The sequence below is a fragment of the Martinezella sp. CNPSo 3959 genome, from assembly GCF_057784355.1.
Window position 1 is genome coordinate 537,760 of record NZ_JBXSOV010000002.1, and the last position, 19,974, is coordinate 557,733.

Genomic DNA, 19,974 nt, shown 5'->3' on the forward strand with positions numbered 1-19,974 from the left:
TACAATTAGAATTTGAAGATACAACGAACTTCAGGCCTGGATTGCTTCACGCGTCGGTATCCCCTTTCCGGCGGAACAGACCCAGGATCTTGCGGCCGGCCGCGACGACACCCGCCAGCACGACGATGAGGCCCTTCTTCAATGCCAGAAGGGCGACGCCAAAACTCTTGAAGAAGCCGAGAACGACTGCAAGCAGGCCGAGCTTTGCCGCAACCTTCACGCCCGCGCCGGCAGCGATCATGCCCGCCATGCTATAGGCGGCGATCTTGTCCCCATTGGCAAAGTCGGCATAACGCTTGCCGCTGTCATATTGCACGGTGTTGATGACATTGGGGATGGCGGCATTGATTTCCTGCAGCTGATCCAGTCCGGCGACGAAATCGAGCTCGGTGACGCCCTCTCGCCCCAGCACACGTACGGAATAGTTAAGCGTGTGGCCGGCACTGGGATCCTTGCCGAAAATCAGATCGCGCGCCCAGTGCAGGGCATGGGTCGCCTTATCGTAATGTGGCGGTTCTGCCCAGCCGACCAACGTGATCGGATCGAAGCCCTGCCGTTCGCGTTCAGGATTCGCTTCCTTGATCGCGTCCTGGATCTTTTTCAGCAGGTCGTCGTAATCGGTCGACGCGGCATCCTCGTCGGAGACATAGCCACTGCCGTCATAGTCGATGACGGAACCCCAGGAATGCGGGTCGGTGGGCGGGTATTTCGCCGGGAAGATCATGCCGAGCGGATTGCCGACCGAACTTTCCGGATTGCCCCAGAGCTCGACCAGCACCTTCTTTGAATCCTGTGGATTGAGATAATAGAACTGGTCAGAGACATTCAGCGTGGCATTAGCGGTGGGGATCTTGATCGCGCCCTGCTGGAAATCCAGCGTTTTCAGCACGGTGCCTTCATCGCCTGCAGGCGGCTCAGCTCCGAACATATCGTGGAATGATTTGGCGTTGGCCTGCGTTATAATCGTCAACGCGGCGAGAAAGGCAATTGCAATTTGATTCTTCACTATTCTACCCTCGGCTGTTGTGCCGAACTTAGGGCAGTCCGTTTCGGAATCAATTCATTTCGGGCAGATTTCCACCGTCGGAGAAGGTGAGATTGGGCGATTCCATCGCCTCCTCCAGCATCTTCGCATAGGCATCCTTCGGCACGTCGATGGCGCCGAATGTCTTCAAATGCTCGGTGGTGAATTGCGTGTCGAGCAAGGTGAAGCCGCGTTCGCGCAGGCGCTCCACCAGATAGACAAGACAGATCTTGGAAGCATCCGTGCGGCGCGAAAACATGCTTTCGCCAAAGAAGGCGGACCCCAGTGAGACGCCATAGAGCCCGCCGACCAGCCGATCGCCTTCCCAGGCTTCGACGGAATGGGCATGGCCGATGTGGTGCAGGGTGGCGTAGAGCGAGCGGATCGTCTCGTTGATCCAGGTGCTGGGGCGATCGCTCGTCTGTTCGCCGCAGGCCGCGATGACCGCCTCAAAATCGCTATCGAAACGGATGTCGAAGGGGTGTTGACGGATTTTCTTGGCGAGGCTCTTGGAGACGTGAAACGTATCGAGAGGGATGATGCCCCGCAGCTCCGGCTCGACCCAGAAGATTTCCGGGTCATCAGCCGATTCGGCCATCGGGAAAAGCCCGATGGAATAGGCGCGCAACAGGATCTCCGGGGTAATGCCGGGATGTCTGCCGCGCGCTCCGGGCATTGGTTAGGCCGATGTGTTTGCCAGGTAGTTTTCCAACCAGTGGATATCGTAATCGCCGTTGGCGATATCCTGGTTGGAAACCAGATCCTGGAAGAGCGGCAGGGTGGTCTTGATGCCATCCACCACGAATTCGTCCAGCGCGCGGCGCAGGCGCATCATGCATTCGACGCGGGTGCGCCCGTGCACGATCAGCTTGCCGATCAGGCTGTCGTAGTAGGGGGGGATCCTGTAGCCCTGATAGGCGCCGGAATCGATACGAACGCCGAGGCCGCCGGGCGCATGGAAATGCGTGATCGTGCCGGGCGAGGGGACGAAGGTACGCGCGTCCTCGGCATTGATGCGGCATTCGATGGCATGGCCTTGGAAATGCACCTCATCCTGCGTGACCGAAAGACCACCGCCGGAAGCGACGCGGATCTGCTCGTGCACGAGGTCGATGCCCGTGATCGCTTCCGTGACCGGATGTTCCACCTGCAGGCGTGTGTTCATTTCGATGAAATAGAACTCGCCGTTCTCATAAAGGAACTCGATGGTGCCGGCGCCGCGATATTTCAGCTTCTTCATCGCGTCGGCGCAGATCTGGCCGATCTTCATGCGCTGTTCGACGTTGAGCGCCGGGGAGTTGGCTTCTTCCCAGACCTTCTGGTGGCGGCGCTGCAGTGAGCAATCGCGTTCACCGAGATGGATGGCGTTGCCTTCACCGTCACCGAAAACCTGGATTTCGATGTGGCGCGGCTTGCCGAGGTACTTCTCCATATAGACGGATTCGTTGCCGAAAGCGGCTGCAGCTTCCGTGCGGGCCGTCGACCAAGCCTCGATCAGGTCCTCTTCCGTGCGGGCAACCTTCATGCCGCGGCCGCCACCGCCGGCGGTTGCCTTGATAAGCACCGGATAGCCGATCTCGCGCGCCGTCTTCAGCGCATCCGCCTCGGTCTTCACTTCGCCGTCGGAGCCGGGGACAACCGGAATGCTGAGCTGTTGCGCCGTGGTTTTGGCAGTGATCTTGTCGCCCATGATGCGGATATGCTCCGCCGTCGGACCGATGAATGTAATGCCGTGTGCATCGAGAATATCGGCGAACTTGGCATTTTCCGAAAGGAAGCCATAGCCGGGATGCACTGCGTCCGCGCCGGTGATTTCACAGGCGGCAACAATCTGGTGGATGTTGAGATAGCTGTCGCGCGACGGCGGCGGGCCGATGCAAACGCTTTCATCCGCCAGGCGCACATGCATCGCGTCGCCGTCAGCGGTCGAATGCACCGCAACGGTCGCAATGCCAAGCTCCTTGCAGGCGCGCAGCACGCGCAGAGCGATCTCTCCGCGATTGGCTATGAGAATCTTCGAAATAATGGGCATGGGCCGACCTTACTCGATGACGACCAGGGCTTCGCCGTACTCGACCGGACGACCGTCCTGAACGAGAATTTCGGTCACCGTTCCGGACTTCGGCGCGGGAATCTGGTTCATCGTCTTCATGGCTTCGATGATGAGCAACGTCTGCCCTTCCTTGACGGCCGCGCCGACCTGGATGAAGGCAGCAGAGCCCGGTGCCGGCGCCAGGTAGGCAGTGCCGACCATGGGTGCGCTGACGACGTTGTCGGGATTACGGGCGTTGGTTGCCGGAGCAGCGGCGGCCGGTGCTGCTGCAGCGGCGGCGGGAGCGGCATAGGCGACCGGGGCGGCAATCGGCGCCTGAACATATTGCGTCGCGCCGGCGCGCGATACGCGGATGCGCAAATCTTCCTGTTCGACTTCGATCTCGGTCAGATCCGTGTCGTTGAGAATATTGGCGAGATCGCGAATCAGCGCCTGGTCGATACCCGATTTCTTTTCAGCCATTGGATTTCTTGCCCTGTATTTTTGTTATTGGGTGATGGATTTCAGCGCTTGAAGCGCCAGGATGTAGCTATGAGGTCCGAAACCGCAGATCATGCCCTTTGCAGCGGGCGCGATCATCGATTTGTGCCGGAATTCTTCGCGTGCGTGGATATTGGAGATATGCACCTCCACGACGGGAATGGAGATGGCGCGGATCGCATCGTGTAAAGCGATCGACGTGTGACCATAGGCACCGGGATTGATCGCGACACCGGCGGCCTTGTCGCCGGCTTCATGGATCCAGTCCACCAGCACGCCTTCGTGATTGCTCTGCCGGAAATCGACAACGAAGCCCAGGCTTTCACCGACGGACTTGCAGTCGGCTTCGATATCCTTGAGCGTCTTGCCGCCATAGATGCCCGGCTCGCGCTTGCCGAGAGCATTTAAATTGGGTCCGTTAAGGACGAAAATAGTTTGCGCCATCAGTGGTTCCGTCAAAGTGCAGCGCAACCTATAGACTCCCGAGGCCCTATAGGAAAGCCCCGGTGCGAAGGTTGCGTGCCTCTAGATGTGGAAACGCCGCGATTTTGGCATTTTTGCGCCGCTCAGCAGCTCGTCTTGCCGCAACTGCGAACGTTGGCGATCTTCTCCTTGATGGCATCGAGGCCAACCGCGCCGGAAATCATCTCGTTGCCGATGACGTAGGCCGGTGTGCCGTTGACGCCGAGATCGGTAGCAAGCTGGTAGGTGGCCTTGATCATGGCGGTATTCGGCGCTTTTGCCATTTCGGCACGGATGGCCGCTTCGCTGACGCCAAGCGAGGTGGCGACATCGATGGCGGTATCTTCGGAAGCGCGGCCGTCGCTGCCCAGCAGCTTGTGATGGAATTCGGCATATTTTTCCGGCGCGAGCAGGCGGAACGCGCTGGAAACCCGGGAGGCGGCTACCGAATCCTGGCCAAGGATCGGGAACTCCTTCAGCACGAAGCGAACATTCTTGTCCTGCTGCAGGAGCTTGTCCATGTCGCCAAGCGCATGCCGGCAATAGGTGCAGTTATAGTCGAAGAACTCGACAACGGTGATATCGCCCTTCGGATTGCCGATGGCGACATCATCCTTGGAATTGAAGATCGCGTCCTTGTTCTGCGTGATCACCTGCGACGACTGGGCGATCCGGGCTTCGTCCTGCTTCTTTTCGAGCGCGGCCTGCGCATCCAGCAGCACCTCCGGATGCTCGACGAGATACTCCTTGATGAAATCCCCGATTTCCTTCTTCTGCTGGTCGTCCAGCGCCGCGGCCGGCTGGATTGTGGCGAAGGACGCTGTCAGGGCAATCGCCGAAACCGTCAGCAGGCTTTTGAGAGAAAAGGTCATTGGGTCCTCGTTTGGATCTGATCGGAGACGTCATTCTTAGATGCGCCATAGCATCGTCGGGTTAACATCCGCAAATAGGCATCGACAATTTACGGTGCGTCCTTATTTCCAGAAACAGGAATTTTCACGACAAAGCCGCAATCGCAGGATTGTGAACGAGCCGATATTGCGGCAAATGTCGCTTGCCTATCCGATCCGAGAGAGAATTGACCTTGTTTTCCCTATCCAAGCGTAGCGATGTCGAACCCTTCCATGCCATGGACGTACTGGCGGAAGCGACGCGAAGACGCCAAGCCGGACACGCGGTCATTTCCATGGCTGTCGGACAGCCGTCTCATCCCGCACCCCAGGCGGCGTTGGAGGCTGCGCGTGCGGCTCTCGGCCATGGCCGCATCGGTTATACGGATGCGCTCGGCACTCTAGCCCTGCGGCAGGCACTCTCCACCCATTACCAGGCACACCACGGCCTTAGCATCGATCCGAAGCGTATTGCGATCACGACCGGATCGTCGGCTGGCTTCAACCTTGCCTTTCTGACCTTGTTCGATGCCGGCGACAGCGTCGCCATCGCCCGGCCGGGCTATCCAGCCTATCGCAATATCCTTGCCGCACTCGGCCTCGATGTCGTCGAAGTGCCGGTCACCGAGGAGACGCAATTTACGCTCACGCCCGAGAGCCTGGAGGCAGCACAAGCGGCAAGCGGCAAGCGACTGAAGGGCGTGCTGCTGGCAAGCCCCGCCAATCCCACAGGTACTGTGACGGGCAGGGCGGCGCTGAAGGCGCTGGCGGATTATTGCGCCGATCGCTCCATCGCCTTCATCTCCGACGAAATCTACCACGGCCTGACCTTCGTCGGCGAGGAGACGAGCGCGCTGGAGCTGACGGACGAGGCGATCGTCATCAATTCCTTCTCGAAATATTATTGCATGACCGGCTGGCGCATCGGCTGGATGGTCTTGCCGGAGCGGCTGGTCCGCCCGGTCGAACGTGTGGCCCAGAGCCTTTATATCTCCGCGCCGGAATTGTCGCAGATCGCCGCCGAGGCGGCGCTCGGCGCAGGTGCCGAATTGGATGTCTATCGCGAGAGCTATGGCCGCAACCGCGATTTCCTCATGCGCCGGCTGCCGGAAATCGGCTTTCGCATTGCCTCGCCTATGGATGGCGCTTTCTACGCCTATGTCGATGTCAGCCGCTTCACGAACGACAGCATGGTGTTCGCGCAAAAGATGCTGGCGGAAATCAATGTCGCCGCCACGCCCGGCCTCGATTTCGATCCCGTGGAAGGACATCGCGCGATGCGTTTCTCCTATGCCGGCTCGAATGCCGAGATCGAGGAAGCCACCGAACGCATGGCGGCTTGGCTGAAATAGAATCCGCAATCAATAGCTTGTGCGAGCTTGCGAAAGTGTTTTCGCGAGTCGAAGAGCCGTATGCTTTGGCCCCGACCTGTTCAGTGCTTGGGCATGAATGGCGAATAAATCGTGCGACGGAAACGAAAAATCCGGCCGCGTCGCCACGGCCGGATTTTTGTCAAATTATTCTCAGTCGGTCTTCTTAAAAGAAGCCGCGGCGCTGCCACCAGCCGGCCTTCTTTGGCTTGGCCGACTCTCCGTCGCTCTCGCTGCCTTCGTTGGTGCGGGTGGACTTTACCACTGGAGCAGAGGAGGAAACGTTCGATTCGCGATTGGCACGGGCCGGCTTGGCTGCATCCTCAGTCGCTTCGGGCGTTATCGCTTCCGCCGAATTGTCCAAAGCTTCGGTGGTCTCGGCGACCGCTTCGATTTCGACATCCACTGCCGGCGCTTCGTCGACCACGGGCGTCTCGACGGGCGATGCCTCGATGGCCTTTGCCTTGCGACGACCGCGGCCCTTGGCGGGCTTGACGTCTTCGGTGACGGCGGCGGCGGTTTCGACCGCTGCCATGGCGGGCTGCGCCTCGACGGCAGCTTCGCCTTCGGCGACCGCGATCTCGGCCACCGTTACGGTTGCTTCGTCGCCGTCTTCGGCATCATTCTCATCAGCTTCGCCGGAACCGGTTTCCTCGCCTGCAGCGGTCTGTTCGTTGCCTTCGTTTTCACGATTACGCCGGCCACCACGCTTGCCGCGGCGGCGGCGCTTGCGCTTCTGCTGCGCGTCATCGTCGCCGCCAGCGGATGCGGCATTATCTGCGCCGGCATCATCCTCGTCATCGTCGCCTTCGTCTCCATCATCGGCGATATCGGCCGTGGAGCCATCTTCGGAAGCAGGAGCGGCTTGGTTATCATTGCCGCGGCCACGACGCCGACGACGGCGCTTGCGCTTGCGGTTGCCATCATTGCTTTCAGAGCGAGCGGCAGGCTGCTGCTCGGCGCTTGCAGCCTTTTCTTCCAACTCTTCGTCTTCATCCTCATCGGCTTCGATGACGATATCGTCGTCATCATCGTCCGGGATGGCTGCGAAGTTGAACAGGCTTTCGATCTTCACCGGATTGGCGACCGGCTCGCCACGGTCGATCGCGAAGTGCTGCGTGCCAACGGCGTTGTCAGCATCGATGAGGATGGCGACGCCGAAGCGGCTTTCGTAATCGATGATCGTCTGGCGCTTATGGTTGAGCAGATAGAGCGCAATGTCCGGCGTCGTGCGCACGGTGATGTCGTGCGTCGTGTTCTTGAGCAGATATTCCTCGATGCCGCGCAGGACATGCAGGGCAACGGAAGACTGCGAGCGGACGTGACCCGTGCCGCCGCAATGCGAGCAGATCTGCGTCGTGCTTTCGAGAACCGAAGCGCGGATGCGCTGGCGCGACATTTCCAGAAGGCCGAAATGCGAGATGCGGCCGACCTGGATGCGGGCGCGGTCGTTCTTCAGGCATTCCTTCAGCTTCTTCTCGACGGCGCGGTTGTTGCGCTTTTCTTCCATGTCGATGAAGTCGATGACGATCAGGCCGGCAAGGTCGCGCAGGCGAAGCTGGCGAGCAACTTCGTCGGCTGCTTCGAGGTTCGTCTGGAGCGCGGTGTCCTCGATCGAATGTTCGCGGGTCGAGCGGCCGGAGTTGACGTCGATCGAAACCAGCGCTTCCGTCTGGTTCATGATCAGGTAGCCGCCAGACTTCAGCGTGACCTGTGGCTGCAGCATGCGGTCGAGCTGCGCTTCGATGCCGGAGCGCGAGAAGATCGGATGGATGTCGCGATACGGCTGAACCACCTTGGCGTGGCTCGGCATCAGCATCTTCATGAAGTCTTTCGCTTCACGATAGCCTTCCTCGCCGGAGACGATGATCTCGCTGATATCCTTGTTGTAGAGGTCGCGGATCGAGCGCTTGATCAGGCTGCCTTCTTCGTAGACGAGGCAAGGAGCGGTCGATGCCAGCGTCAGCGTGCGGACGTTTTCCCACAGGCGCATCAGATATTCGAAATCGCGCTTGACCTCGACCTTGGTGCGGTTGGCACCGGCAGTACGCAGGATGACGCCCATACCCTGCGGCACTTCGAGCATCTTGGCGATTTCCTTCAGGCGCTTGCGGTCCTGCGGATTGGTGATCTTGCGGGAGATGCCGCCGCCGCGCGCCGTGTTCGGCATGAGAACCGAATAGCGGCCTGCGAGCGAAAGATAGGTGGTGAGCGCCGCACCCTTGTTGCCGCGCTCTTCCTTCGCCACCTGAACCAGTAGAATCTGGCGGCGCTTGATGACTTCCTGGATACGGTATTGCTTGCGCGGCTTGCGCTGGGCGCGATCGGGAACTTCTTCCATCGCGTCTTCGGCGCCGACGGATTCGATCACTTCCTCTTCATGGTCATGATCGTCATCATCGTCGTCGTCATCGCGGCGACGCTTGGAGGTCGCGACGTCTTCCGAGATCGAATCGGTTTCAACCATCGCCGCCATTTCGCCCGACGGTCCTTCTTCGTCCTCGCTCGGCGCATCGACTGCGTCCGTCGCTTCAGGAGCGGGGGCTTCTTCAGCTGCGGCCTTCTTGCGGCTGCGGCGCGGCTTAGCCTTCTTGGCAGGCGCCGCCTTTTCGGTGGCTTCGATAGCCTCCGAGGCAGGAGCCTCTTCCGCGATTGCGGCCGGCACTGCGGCCTCTTCGCCCTGCGCCGGGACAATGCCGATATCGGGTTGTTCCTGCTGCGAAAGATCGAGCGCTGTTTCGACATGCTCGACGTCGTCGTCGCGGCGATGCTCTTCGGCCTCAGCCTTTAGAAGCGCCTGCCGGTCGGCCAGCGGGATCTGGTAGTAATCGGGATGGATTTCCGCAAAGGCCAGGAAGCCGTGCCGGTTGCCGCCGTAATCAACGAAAGCGGCCTGAAGCGAGGGCTCGACCCTCGTTACCTTTGCAAGATAGATGTTGCCGCGAATTTGCTTCTTGTGCTGGGACTCGAAGTCAAACTCTTCTATGCGGTTCCCGCGAACGACAACGACGCGCGTCTCTTCCTCGTGAGACGCATCGATAAGCATTTTGTCTGCCATGAAAGCTGTGCTCCTCGGCGCAGACAGTCGGATGGGGGCCTGCCTGTCACTGGGATAGGCCGGATGTGATCCGCAATTGTTGCACCGGATAATGAAAGTCGCGATTGGTTCGGCGATGACAGCATCCAGACGGCAGCCGGGGCATCATATCCCTGGGGTCTGTTGACTTTCTGAAAAAGCTGCTGCGGTAACATCCGTAACCAAGCGAGATCGACTATGCCTTAGACCCACAAATGGGTCCGATGAAGGTGCTCTCTAAAGAGCGTTTGGTGGCTCTCCACCGATGAATTTCCCGTTTGAAGCCGGAAATTCAGATATCCACTGTTTCGAGCAGAAGTACTGCAGACGGCGGATGAATGCCGCTTATTGGCGCCTGGTACTCGAGGCGGCTGCCTTTGCGACGACTCTATCCCGTCAACACTTCTACCCTAATATGCGTTGTATGTTTTATCTGTCACAATAGCAAGGGAAAAGCCAAGTATGCCATAATATTGATGGATTCGTCGGATGATGAGGACGAGGGAGGATGTCTTGTCGATTCGTCTCCCGGCGCATCACCGATGCAGCCATCAGGTCAAACCTGGTTCCCGTTATTGGCACTTCAAAAACAACGCCGAAACCAATATGGGGCGCGTTGGGCACTTGGTAAAGGGATTGCGGCATGTGGCGGAGAGTGGCGTGAGGGCTTTGCGATTTGCGGCAGCGGCCTTTGCTCTGGTAATTCTCGTTTCGGTTTCTGCATTTGCGCCCGCAGTGGCGGCGGATGCTTCCGTGCTTGCCTATGGCGCCCGCATTGCCGGCGATGATGCCCGCACGCGTATCGTCATCGATATGGACCGGGCTCCCACTTTCACGGTTCACTACCTTGACAATCCCGTCCGTGTCGTCGTCGATCTCCCATCAACTGCATTCGGCTTCCCCGCCGGCAGTCTGAAGCCGACCGGCCTCTTCAAGGATATTCGCTACGGCACGATGGATGCGGACAGCGCCCGTATCGTGCTGACGGCAAAGAAACCGGTTAAGCTGGTCGCGGCCAAGGTTCAGGCCGATGAGAGCGGCAAGGGGCAGCGCCTCGTGCTGGATGCCGAGATGCTGCCTGCCGAACAATTTGCCGAGCTTGTAAATAAGCAGAGCTGGACGAGCGACGATACCGCCAAGGACGTCGGTCCGGTCGAGCCGGCGCAGAAGGCCGATCCGAATGTGTTCCTCGTTGCGGTCGATGCCGGTCACGGCGGTATCGACGCGGGCGCGACCGGCACGGACGGCGTCACGCAGGAAAAGGACATCACGCTCGCATTTGCGAAGATGTTTGCCGACAAGCTGAATGCGCAGCCCGGCATCAAGGCCTTCCTCACGCGCGACAAGGATCAATATCTCTCGCTGTCCGAACGCGTGACGATAGCCCGGCAGAATCGTGCCTCGCTCTTCATCTCGCTGCATGCCGATACGCTGAAGCAGAAGGATATCCGCGGCGCGACCGTCTACACTATCTCGGACAAGGCGTCGGACCGTCTTGCCGGCGAGGTAGCCGATCGTGAAAACAATTCCGATCAGATCGCCGGTGCCGAAACACAGGCGCAGCCCGCCGCCGTCAATGATATTCTGATGGATCTGACACGCCGCGAGACGCAAGCCTTTTCCATTTCGCTGGCGCAGGACGTGCTGTCTTCGTTCAACGGGCAGATCGCCATGATCAACAATCCGCATCGCCATGCGGGTTTCCAGGTCCTGACTGCGCCCGACGTGCCCTCGATCCTGCTCGAGCTCGGTTTTCTCTCCAACAAGGAGGATGAAAAGCTGCTGCTCGATGCCAATTGGCGTGAGAAGGTCGCCGATCGTCTGACGGAGGCGGTGAAGCAGTATCGCGTGGCCATCATCGCCAATGGCGGCTGATGGCTTCGGATGGGACGATCCGTCGTGGCTTCCATGTAACAGCGATGTACTTTAGGACTGGATGAAATTGGAATGCTGGCGTCGGGCCCTATTTTGCTCACATTCCCGCCGTTACAGCGAAGTATCATTTGCTCGCGTATGAAGCACGGCTTTGTCCCATTGCCGTCTTGCATTCACGCCGCGAGCGTGCAAAACGCCCGTGATTATGCGATGATCTCGCGCACGTGCCGCCTGAAGAACAAGCACCGGTAGTATCAGATGATCAGACTGATTGGATATTTCTTTGGCCTAGGCTGCCTCCTGTTTCTGGGTGTGGCGGCTGCGGCTGCCATCTATCTGAGCGTGGTCTCGAAGGAACTGCCCGATTACGAGGTGCTTGCCAAATATGCGCCGCCGGTCACGACGCGCATCCACGCCGGCAACGGCGCGCTGATGAAGGAATATTCGCGAGAGAACCGGCTTTTCGTGCCGATCCAAGCCATTCCCGATCGCGTCAAGGCGGCTTTCCTTTCGGCGGAAGACAAGAATTTCTACAACCATCCCGGCGTCGATGTCGGCGGTCTTATCCGCGCCGTGGCCGTGAATCTGCAGAATATCGGCTCCGGCCGCCGCTTCGTCGGCGCGTCCACCATTACGCAGCAGGTCGCTAAGAACTTCCTACTGTCCGCCGATCAGACGTTCGACCGCAAGATCAAGGAAGCGATTCTCTCCTTCCGCATCGAGCAGGCCTACAGCAAGGACAAGATCCTCGAGCTTTACCTGAACGAAATCTATTTCGGCCTGAATTCCTACGGCATCGCCGGCGCTGCGCTCACCTATTTCGACAAGTCGGTCAACGAACTGACCATCGCAGAATCGGCCTATCTGGCATCGCTCCCGAAGGGTCCGTCGAACTATAATCCCTTCCGCCGTGCCGAAGCAGCGCTCACCCGCCGCAACTGGGTGATCGATCGCATGGTCGAGAACGGCTATGTCAGCCAGAGCGACGGCGAAGAGGCAAAGAAGCAGCCGCTTGGCGTCGTGCCACCGAAGAGCGGCCCGTCGCTCTTCGCGTCCGACTATTTTGCCGAGGAAGTTCGCCGCCAGTTGATCGATCAATATGGCGAGAAGACCCTCTACGAAGGTGGCCTTTCCGTTCGTACGTCGCTCGACCCGCAGATGCAGCTCGAAGCTCGCAAGGCCCTTCAGGATGGTCTGATAGATTATGACGAGCGCCGCGGCTATCGCGGCCCGCTCAAGCAGATTGCTACCTCACAGGATTGGGGCGTCGAGCTCGCGAAGGTTCCAAGCCTGAGCGACGTGCCGGAATGGCGGGTCGCCGTCGTCCTTTCCGTATCGGATCAAGGCGTTGATATCGGCCTGCAGCCGCGCGTCGATGCCGCCGGCAAGGTATCGACGGAGCGGACACGCGGCACGATCTCCCCCGCCGACATGCGCTGGGCCTATCGCTCGGCCGGCGGCAAGTCGGCCAAATCGCCGAGCGGCGTTTTGAGCCCTGGTGATGTGATTTACGTGCAGAAGACCGGCAATGCCGATTCGAGCAGCTATCGCCTGCGTCAGCCGCCGAAGGTGCAGGGCGGTCTCGTTGCCATGGACCCGCATACCGGCCGCGTACTCGCCATGGTCGGCGGCTTTTCCTACGGGCAGTCCGAATTCAACCGCGCCACCCAGGCCAAGCGGCAGCCCGGTTCGTCGTTCAAGCCTTTCGTCTACGCGGCCGCCATGGATAATGGCTATACACCGGCCTCCGTCATTCTGGACGACCCGCTGCAGATCACGCTGAGCAATGGCGATGTCTGGAAGCCGACGAACTACGAAGGCGAGGGCGGTGGTGTCCATACGCTTCGTTTCGCCATCGAACACTCGCGTAACCTGATGACGGTGCGTCTCGCCTCCGATATGGGCATGCCTCTGGTTGCAGAATATGCCGAGCGCTTCGGTATCTACGACCATATGAACCCCGTGCTCGCCATGTCGCTCGGCGCCGGCGAAACGACGGTGCTGCGCATGGTTTCTGCCTATTCGGTCATGGCCAACGGCGGTAAGCAGATCAAGCCGACGCTCATCGACCGCATCCAGGACCGTTACGGCAAGACCATCTTCAAGCATGAGGAACGCGTCTGCGACAGTTGCAATGTCGGCGCCTGGCAGAATCAGGACGAGCCCGTCATCGCCGACAATCGCGAGCAGGTGCTCGATCCTATGACCGCCTATCAGGTCACGTCGATGATGCAGGGCGTCATCATCCGTGGTACGGCCGCCGGCAAGATCAAGCTTAATACCGATGTCGCCGGCAAGACCGGCACCACCAATGATGAGAAGGATGCCTGGTTCGTCGGCTACACGCCGAGCCTCGTCGCCGGCCTTTACATCGGCTACGATACGCCAGCTACGCTCGGCCGCGGTGGCACTGGCGGCGCCCTTGCCGCGCCGATCTTCAACGAGTTCATGCAGGCCGCCACGAAGGATGAGGCGCCTGAGAAGTTCCAGGTTCCGGCCGGCATGACGATGGTTGCGGTCAACCGCGCGACCGGCATGGCCGCACAGCCCGGCGAGCCGAATGCCATCATGGAAGCCTTCAAGCCCGGCACCGGCCCGGCTACCAGCCTGCAGGTCATCGGCGGCGGCGATGCCGCGGCGCAGGTGGCGCCTGAGGAAATCCTCAGGACTTCGCCGCAGGCGAACCAGGCGGTTACCTCCGGATCCGGCGGTCTCTTCTGATCCGACCCTATTTGTCTGATCGACATGCCGCGGGGCTTTACACCAGCGGCATGTATATCTATGTCACCAGCACTCTTTGAATTGGATGACCGCTTGTCTTGAGCGGTGAAATGAAGAAGTGGGACTATGCGAGCCGAAATCGAGAAAGTAGTCGATGAAACCAAGCAGGCTATCACCCTGCTGAGGAGGCATCTTTGACTGGGACCAGGCGGTAAGACGACTGGACTGGTTGAATAACAAGTCAGAGGATCCGACCCTCTGGAACGACGCTTCTGAGGCGCAGAAGCTGATGCGCGAGCGCCAGCAGCTTGACGACGGCATCAGTGGCGTGCGCGCGCTGGAGCAGCAGCTTGCCGACAATGTCGAACTGATCGAGCTGGGCGAAGAAGAGGGCGACGCCGATGTCGTCCGCGAGGCTGAAGAAGCGCTCAAGGGCTTGAAGGCGGAAGCCGCGCGCCGGCAGGTGGAAGCCATGCTGTCGGGCGAGGCTGACTCGAATGACACCTACCTCGAAGTCCACTCCGGCGCCGGCGGCACCGAGAGCCAGGACTGGGCCAACATGCTTCTGCGCATGTATACCCGCTGGGCCGAACGCCAGCGCTTCAAGGTGGAGCTGCTGGAAGTCCATGACGGCGAAGAAGCCGGCATCAAGTCAGCAACGCTGCTCGTCAAGGGCCACAATGCCTATGGCTGGCTGAAGACCGAATCCGGCGTGCATCGCCTCGTGCGCATCTCGCCCTATGACAGCAACGCGCGCCGCCACACGTCATTCTCGTCGATCTGGGTCTACCCAGTCGTCGACGACTCGATCCAGATCGAGATCAATGAAAGCGACTGCCGCATCGATACCTACCGCTCGTCGGGCGCCGGCGGTCAGCACGTCAACACGACCGATTCGGCCGTGCGTATCACGCACATCCCGACCGGGATTGTCGTGCAGTGCCAGCAGGAACGCTCGCAGCACAAGAACCGCGCCAAGGCGTGGGACATGCTGCGCGCCCGCATGTACGAGGCCGAATTGATGAAGCGGGAAGAGGCTGCCAATGCCGAAGCCGCTTCCAAGACGGATATCGGCTGGGGTCACCAGATCCGTTCCTACGTCCTGCAGCCTTACCAGCTGGTGAAGGATCTGCGCACCGGCGTTGCCAGCACGGCGCCGAGCGACGTTCTGGACGGTGATCTCAATGAATTCATGGAAGCAGCCCTAGCGCATCGCATCAGCGGTGCTGCCGATGCCGTCGTCGACGACGTCGAATAAGGTCGCATCCGTTCATGCATAGAAAAAGCCCCGGAGACGGGGCTTTTTTCATGGTGCATTCTGCCCGGCTGCATCCGGCCTCTTGGGCCTGATGCAGATAGCTCGGTCAATCCGAAAACTGTTCCGCCAGGATCCTGTCCGACCATGACCTGTCCGGATCGGAGAGGATGCGAGCCGTCGTATCCTCGCTCTGGCGGATCTGAATGCCGAGAACCGATTTGACTTCGGTATTGTCGGCTGCGGCATTGACGGGGCGCTTCTCCGCCTCAAGCACGGTGATGTCGACCGTCACTCTGTTGGGAAGGAGCGCGCCGCGCCAGCGGCGGGGGCGGAAGGCGCTGACAGGCGTCATGGCAAGCAGCGGCGCTTCGAGCGGCAGGATCGGGCCATGGGCGGAAAGATTGTAAGCGGTGGAGCCCGCCGGCGTCGTCACCATCAGCCCGTCGCAGATCAGTTCCGGCAGGCGGACCCGCCCGTCGATCTCCACCTTAAGCTTTGCAGTCTGATAGGATTGACGAAACAGCGACACTTCATTGATGGCGAGTGCGACGCAGGAGCTGCCGTCGGCATTGCGTGTGGTCATCTGCAGGGGGTGAAACGCGTTTTCGACGGCTGCGTCAATACGCTCGGCCAAGCCATCCGTGCGGTAGTCGTTCATCAGAAAGCCGATGGAGCCGCGATTCATGCCATAGACGCGTTTGCCGGTATTCATCGTCTTATGCAGCGTCTGCAGCATGAAACCATCGCCGCCGAGAGCCACGACAATATCCGCATCTTCCTGTGATGTCTGGCCGTAAAGGCCAATAAGCTCTTCCTGCGCCGATTGAGCCTCTGGCGCGGTGGAGGCGAGAAAACAAACGGATTGAAGATTGCGCGACATGCAATGTCCTCTGAATAGCGATTCTTCGTAATGTTATTCCCTTGTCGCGACAAGACGTTTCGCGCGAACTGGTGAATCGGTCGATCCCCAGCTTTGACGCCGATCGACCGATTTTCCCTTTACAGGATTTCAAAATCTGTTACTTGGCATGCCCATACGCCCTTGTAGCTCAGTTGGTAGAGCACCTGATTTGTAATCAGGGGGTCGCGGGTTCGAACCCTGCCGGGGGCACCATTTTTTCCTGGATATTGTCGATCGTTTTATCTCCGGTATGGAAAACCGGCGGCGGCGATATAATATGTCGTGGTGCGCGAGTTCGGAACACGCGTAGCAGTCATCAATCCTATATTCGTGTGCCTGGAACCCTATGCCCAGCAAGCCCAAGAAGCCTAAACTCGAACACTCCGAGCTTTCGGGTGAATTCACCGATGATGGCGTGACCGTCCTGGTCGATATCTTTCGCCCGGCTGGCACCAATGCCGACTGGCGGATGGAGGTCATCACGCCGGAAGAGGATCTGATCGAATGGGAAGAGCCCTTCGCGACCGACCGCGAGGCATTCGACGAGTTCCTTGCGACGATTGCACGCGATGGCATCAGGTCGTTTTTCGACGAAGCGGACCCTGCGATACACTGATCACCTGTCCGCGCATTGGCGCCGCTAGGTGCGCGGAAAGAGCAGCCTCGGGAAGGGGTTTCGCCGTCGCATGAAGGCGGTCGCCAACATCAGAAATGTGGCTATGTTTGCGATACGGAGGGCCGCGGCCGGCCTCTGCTTATTTGCGTACCAGCAGCAACGGCTCGCCTTCCTCTTCTTCGGACTTCTGGAAACTGCCGTCGGGCTTCATATCGAAGGAGAGCGAGGAGCCGTCACTGCCCAGCATGACAAGCCCGAACCCTTCCGTCGCCCAGAGTGAGAGCTTGAGGTCACCGACTTCGCTGGCGCAATCACCGCTCGGCGACATCTTGGAGGTGCCGTCCTGATCCTTGTCGGTTGTGAGCGTGATATCACAGATGGGCTTGCCGTCCGGCGTCTGGATGCGCCACGCGCCGGCAAGGCTTTCGGTAGTCGGCACGTGATCGACATCGCCGAGCGCCGGCAGCAGCCAGGTCCGATCGCCGCCTTCGCTTTCCCACGGCGAGCCTTCCTCCTGCTGGAAGCGCATGAGCGGCCTGCCCCCACCGTCCGCGATCGCCAGCGCGCCATCATCGGTGAAATTCCAGATCTTGGCCGCGGTAAGGGCGGGGAGCGGCGTCGCGCACGCATCCGCCCCCGTAATCTCGTAGCCGCCGGACACCGTATTCGTCCCGAAGGTGAGGCGGCAGCCCTTAGCGCCGCTTTCCGGCGCAACCAGCCAGACGCCTGCTTGCGCCTGGATCATTTCGTCATCGGCGGCGCGCGCCGGCTGGACTATGGTCAAAGCGAGGGCGGCGGCAACCGCCGCGGGACCAAGAAGACGGATCAAAGCAAATTCTCCCAACGTGCTGCGGCCGCCAAGGGCGCCACTATGATTTGAGATAGGACCGCGTCGCATATAGCGCGATCGCGGCAGCATTCGAGACATTGAGCGACTTGATGGCGCCCGGCATATCGAGCCGCGCGAGCGCATTCACCGTCTCTCGTGTCTTCTGGCGCAGGCCCTTGCCCTCGGAGCCGAGCACGAGGGCGATCTTGTCGCCACTGAAGGTACTTTCGAGCGGTGCCGGACCTTCCGAATCAAGCCCGATGGTCGTGAAGCCGAGCCGGTGCAGCTCGCCAAGCGCATCGGCGAGATTGGTGATCTGTATATAAGGTATGAGTTCCAGCGCGCCCGAGGCCGATTTTGCCATCACGCCTGATTCGGTCGGGCTGTGGCGCTGTGTCGTGATGACGGCACCCGCATCGAAAGCGACGGCCGAGCGCATGATGGCGCCGACATTGTGCGGGTCCGTCACCTGATCGAGGACCAGTAGCAACGGGCTGTCCTTCAATGCCTCGAGCCGGCGCACGGGCAGGGGGCGCGTTTCCAGCATGACGCCTTGGTGAATCGCTTCCGGGCCGAGCACCTTATCGATGTCCTGCGGCGAGACGATCTCGACGGGAATGCCGAGCGCGTCGGCGGGGCCGATTTCCAGCCGCACCAGCGCATTCTGCGTCGTCGACAGCTTGATGTTCTTACGCTCGGGATTGGCAAGCGCGGCGCGGACCGTATGGAGGCCATAGAGAAAGACCTGGTCGGGTGCGAGCGCCGGCGGCTTCCAATCGTCCGCACCAGTCTTCTTGCGCTTCTGCGGCGTCGGCGTCGGGATTTCGCCGCGCTCGCGCTTGGCATCGCGATGCGCGCGACGCAGGGTGGCGTAATGCGTGTCCTTGGCCGACTTGTCGTCGGAGGTGCTGTCTGGGCCGGCGCGGTCGGAAATTTTATCTTTGCTCATGCGGCTTTATAACCAGCGCGTCCGCAAGCGCCTAGCCTCTTTCAGTGCCGGGCTTTTCCCACAGGCTGAAATTTTTTTGTCATTTTTGGTAATTCCTTGTGTTGACAGACGGAAGTGGTCCGGCCATATACGCGGCGCAGATCACGGCGGCGACGCCACGGTCTGACAAGCTTGGTCGCAAGATCCAGTCGGAATACTGGAGGGATGCCCGAGTGGTTAAAGGGGACGGACTGTAAATCCGTTGGCTCAGCCTACGTTGGTTCAAATCCAACTCCCTCCACCATTCCGTGCCGGATCTTGACCATCCCGCGGGTATAGCTCAATGGTAGAGCAGCAGCCTTCCAAGCTGAATACGCGGGTTCGATTCCCGCTACCCGCTCCAAGAATTTCAATTTGTTAGCATCTTTAACGTTCCGTGTTACGGCGAAGAGCGTGACGTGCCTTGGATGGTTGCTGGTCCTGATCGCTGCTGCGGTCAGCGTGCCTCACCGGTGCGTATTAGTTTCCGTCTTTGCGTATTTGACATGAAGGGTTGCTTATATTTGCGCGAGCGATACATATTGCTCAGGCAACCGAAACGGGAGAGCGCAAATGGGTATCTTCGACAAGATCAAGGGTGCAATCTGGGGAGAGGCAAAGGCTGCCGAGGCTGCTCCGGCACCGTCGACCACCGCCGCAACTGACAATCCGGCGCCTGCGCCGACGCCGTCTCCTTCAGCGACGACGGCGGCAACATCGCCTGCGACCAGCGCGCCGTCCGCGCCGGTGGATATCGCTTCTATCCTCGATGCAGCGGTCAAGAAAAGCGGCCAGAAGCTGGACTGGAAACATTCGATCGTCGATCTGATGAAGGCGCTTGGCATGGATGCGAGCCTTTCCGAACGCAAGGAACTGGCGCAGGAGCTCGGCTATACCGGCGATACGGGCGATTCCGCCAAGATGAACATCTTCCTCCATAAGGCTCTTCTGAAGAAGCTTTCGGACAATGGCGGCAAGGTGCCGGCTGATCTGCTCGACTGATCGCTGCAAAGCTTCGGCGTCTCCGATCGGCTGCGTCGAAGGATGCATCGTGACAAGCGACGATTGATTGTGGTTTGATAATTCTGCGCCCTTTCCTGTCGGGAGAGGGCGCTTTGCGTTCGAGATCGGACGAATGCCTCCCCCTCTATCGGCACTGGAATTCTTCGCCGTGCCTTCCTATCTAAGCGCCTGAACCGGCAAATGCTTTTTTGTCTTTCCGGATCGGCCGGCGGACCTTACGCGGCGAAGGAATGTTGATGGCTTGAGATCATGCGCCATCTGCTCGCCTTTGCCGAAAATAGGGCCTGCAATTAAGTCTTGCGCAAATGCGATGAAAGCCTTAAACGGCGGCACTAAACCGGTTCGCCGGGGTCACTCATTACGTTCACAGGAAGCATTCAAATGGCAAAGAGTAAGTTTGAGCGCAATAAGCCGCACGTTAACATCGGC

General features: G+C 59.7%; 16 protein-coding genes and 3 tRNA genes. 9 read left to right on the forward strand and 10 right to left on the reverse strand.

What is annotated here, in order from left to right:
* Window positions 1-46: 46 nt before the first annotated feature.
* The 6 genes from AC13RE_RS10540 to AC13RE_RS10565 form a co-directional block, all read right to left on the reverse strand.
* Complete coding sequence (locus AC13RE_RS10540; RefSeq protein ID WP_488562861.1) at window positions 47-1,006, reverse strand: DUF2167 domain-containing protein; 960 nt, start codon at window positions 1,004-1,006, stop codon at window positions 47-49.
* Between the two features lie 49 nt (window positions 1,007-1,055).
* Complete coding sequence (gene aat, locus AC13RE_RS10545) at window positions 1,056-1,700, reverse strand: leucyl/phenylalanyl-tRNA--protein transferase (RefSeq protein WP_488562862.1); 645 nt, start codon at window positions 1,698-1,700, stop codon at window positions 1,056-1,058.
* Window positions 1,701-1,703: 3 nt separating this feature from the next.
* Complete coding sequence (gene accC, locus AC13RE_RS10550; RefSeq protein WP_488562863.1) at window positions 1,704-3,056, reverse strand: acetyl-CoA carboxylase biotin carboxylase subunit; 1,353 nt, start codon at window positions 3,054-3,056, stop codon at window positions 1,704-1,706.
* Between the two features lie 9 nt (window positions 3,057-3,065).
* On the reverse strand, window positions 3,066-3,539 hold the full coding sequence (gene accB, locus AC13RE_RS10555) for an acetyl-CoA carboxylase biotin carboxyl carrier protein (RefSeq protein ID WP_488483351.1): 474 nt from the start codon (window positions 3,537-3,539) through the stop codon (window positions 3,066-3,068).
* Between the two features lie 24 nt (window positions 3,540-3,563).
* Entirely contained in the window at window positions 3,564-4,001 is a 438-nt protein-coding gene (gene aroQ / locus AC13RE_RS10560) for a type II 3-dehydroquinate dehydratase (RefSeq protein ID WP_132716398.1), read from the reverse strand.
* 122 nt (window positions 4,002-4,123) lie between these two features.
* Window positions 4,124-4,891, reverse strand: a complete 768-nt coding sequence (locus AC13RE_RS10565; protein WP_112337484.1) for a DsbA family protein — start codon at window positions 4,889-4,891, stop codon at window positions 4,124-4,126.
* 212 nt (window positions 4,892-5,103) lie between these two features.
* On the opposite strand from AC13RE_RS10565, the gene AC13RE_RS10570 reads away from it, so the two are divergent.
* A complete protein-coding gene (locus AC13RE_RS10570; RefSeq protein ID WP_488562887.1) occupies window positions 5,104-6,261 on the forward strand; it encodes a pyridoxal phosphate-dependent aminotransferase in 1,158 nt (385 codons plus the stop codon).
* Window positions 6,262-6,445: 184 nt separating this feature from the next.
* Here the strand turns inward: AC13RE_RS10570 and AC13RE_RS10575 are convergent, their stop codons facing one another.
* A complete protein-coding gene (locus tag AC13RE_RS10575; protein ID WP_488562864.1) occupies window positions 6,446-9,337 on the reverse strand; it encodes an Rne/Rng family ribonuclease in 2,892 nt (963 codons plus the stop codon).
* 642 nt (window positions 9,338-9,979) lie between these two features.
* Between AC13RE_RS10575 and AC13RE_RS10580 the strand changes: the two genes are divergently transcribed.
* From AC13RE_RS10580 to prfB, 3 genes are all read left to right on the forward strand, one after another.
* Complete coding sequence (locus tag AC13RE_RS10580; protein ID WP_488562888.1) at window positions 9,980-11,230, forward strand: N-acetylmuramoyl-L-alanine amidase; 1,251 nt, start codon at window positions 9,980-9,982, stop codon at window positions 11,228-11,230.
* 258 nt (window positions 11,231-11,488) lie between these two features.
* Window positions 11,489-13,951: a penicillin-binding protein 1A gene (locus AC13RE_RS10585; RefSeq protein ID WP_488562865.1), complete on the forward strand. Its 2,463-nt coding sequence runs from the start codon at window positions 11,489-11,491 to the stop codon at window positions 13,949-13,951.
* A 126-nt stretch (window positions 13,952-14,077) separates the two neighbouring features.
* A protein-coding gene (gene prfB / locus AC13RE_RS10590) for a peptide chain release factor 2 (RefSeq protein WP_132716403.1) occupies window positions 14,078-15,209 on the forward strand; the annotation gives its coding sequence in 2 pieces (ribosomal slippage) (window positions 14,078-14,146 and window positions 14,148-15,209; 1,131 coding nt in all).
* A gap of 106 nt (window positions 15,210-15,315) precedes the next feature.
* Here prfB and AC13RE_RS10595 read toward each other — a convergent pair.
* Window positions 15,316-16,089: an NAD kinase gene (locus AC13RE_RS10595; RefSeq protein WP_488562866.1), complete on the reverse strand. Its 774-nt coding sequence runs from the start codon at window positions 16,087-16,089 to the stop codon at window positions 15,316-15,318.
* Between the two features lie 158 nt (window positions 16,090-16,247).
* On the opposite strand from AC13RE_RS10595, the gene AC13RE_RS10600 reads away from it, so the two are divergent.
* Both AC13RE_RS10600 and AC13RE_RS10605 read left to right on the forward strand, forming a co-directional pair.
* A tRNA-Thr gene (locus AC13RE_RS10600) sits at window positions 16,248-16,323 on the forward strand.
* A 133-nt stretch (window positions 16,324-16,456) separates the two neighbouring features.
* A complete protein-coding gene (locus AC13RE_RS10605) occupies window positions 16,457-16,726 on the forward strand; it encodes a hypothetical protein (RefSeq protein ID WP_015339580.1) in 270 nt (89 codons plus the stop codon).
* 139 nt (window positions 16,727-16,865) lie between these two features.
* Here AC13RE_RS10605 and AC13RE_RS10610 read toward each other — a convergent pair whose 3' ends face one another.
* Entirely contained in the window at window positions 16,866-17,555 is a 690-nt protein-coding gene (locus AC13RE_RS10610) for an AprI/Inh family metalloprotease inhibitor (protein ID WP_488562867.1), read from the reverse strand.
* Window positions 17,556-17,595: 40 nt separating this feature from the next.
* Entirely contained in the window at window positions 17,596-18,504 is a 909-nt protein-coding gene (gene rlmB, locus AC13RE_RS10615; RefSeq protein ID WP_488562868.1) for a 23S rRNA (guanosine(2251)-2'-O)-methyltransferase RlmB, read from the reverse strand.
* Window positions 18,505-18,702: 198 nt separating this feature from the next.
* Here rlmB and AC13RE_RS10620 point away from each other — a divergent pair.
* The 3 genes from AC13RE_RS10620 (at window position 18,703) to AC13RE_RS10630 (ending at window position 19,524) form a co-directional block, all read left to right on the forward strand.
* Window positions 18,703-18,787 (forward strand) — tRNA-Tyr (locus tag AC13RE_RS10620).
* Window positions 18,788-18,812: 25 nt separating this feature from the next.
* A tRNA-Gly gene (locus tag AC13RE_RS10625) sits at window positions 18,813-18,886 on the forward strand.
* A gap of 209 nt (window positions 18,887-19,095) precedes the next feature.
* Window positions 19,096-19,524: a DUF3597 domain-containing protein gene (locus AC13RE_RS10630; protein WP_488562869.1), complete on the forward strand. Its 429-nt coding sequence runs from the start codon at window positions 19,096-19,098 to the stop codon at window positions 19,522-19,524.
* Window positions 19,525-19,974: the final 450 nt, after the last annotated feature.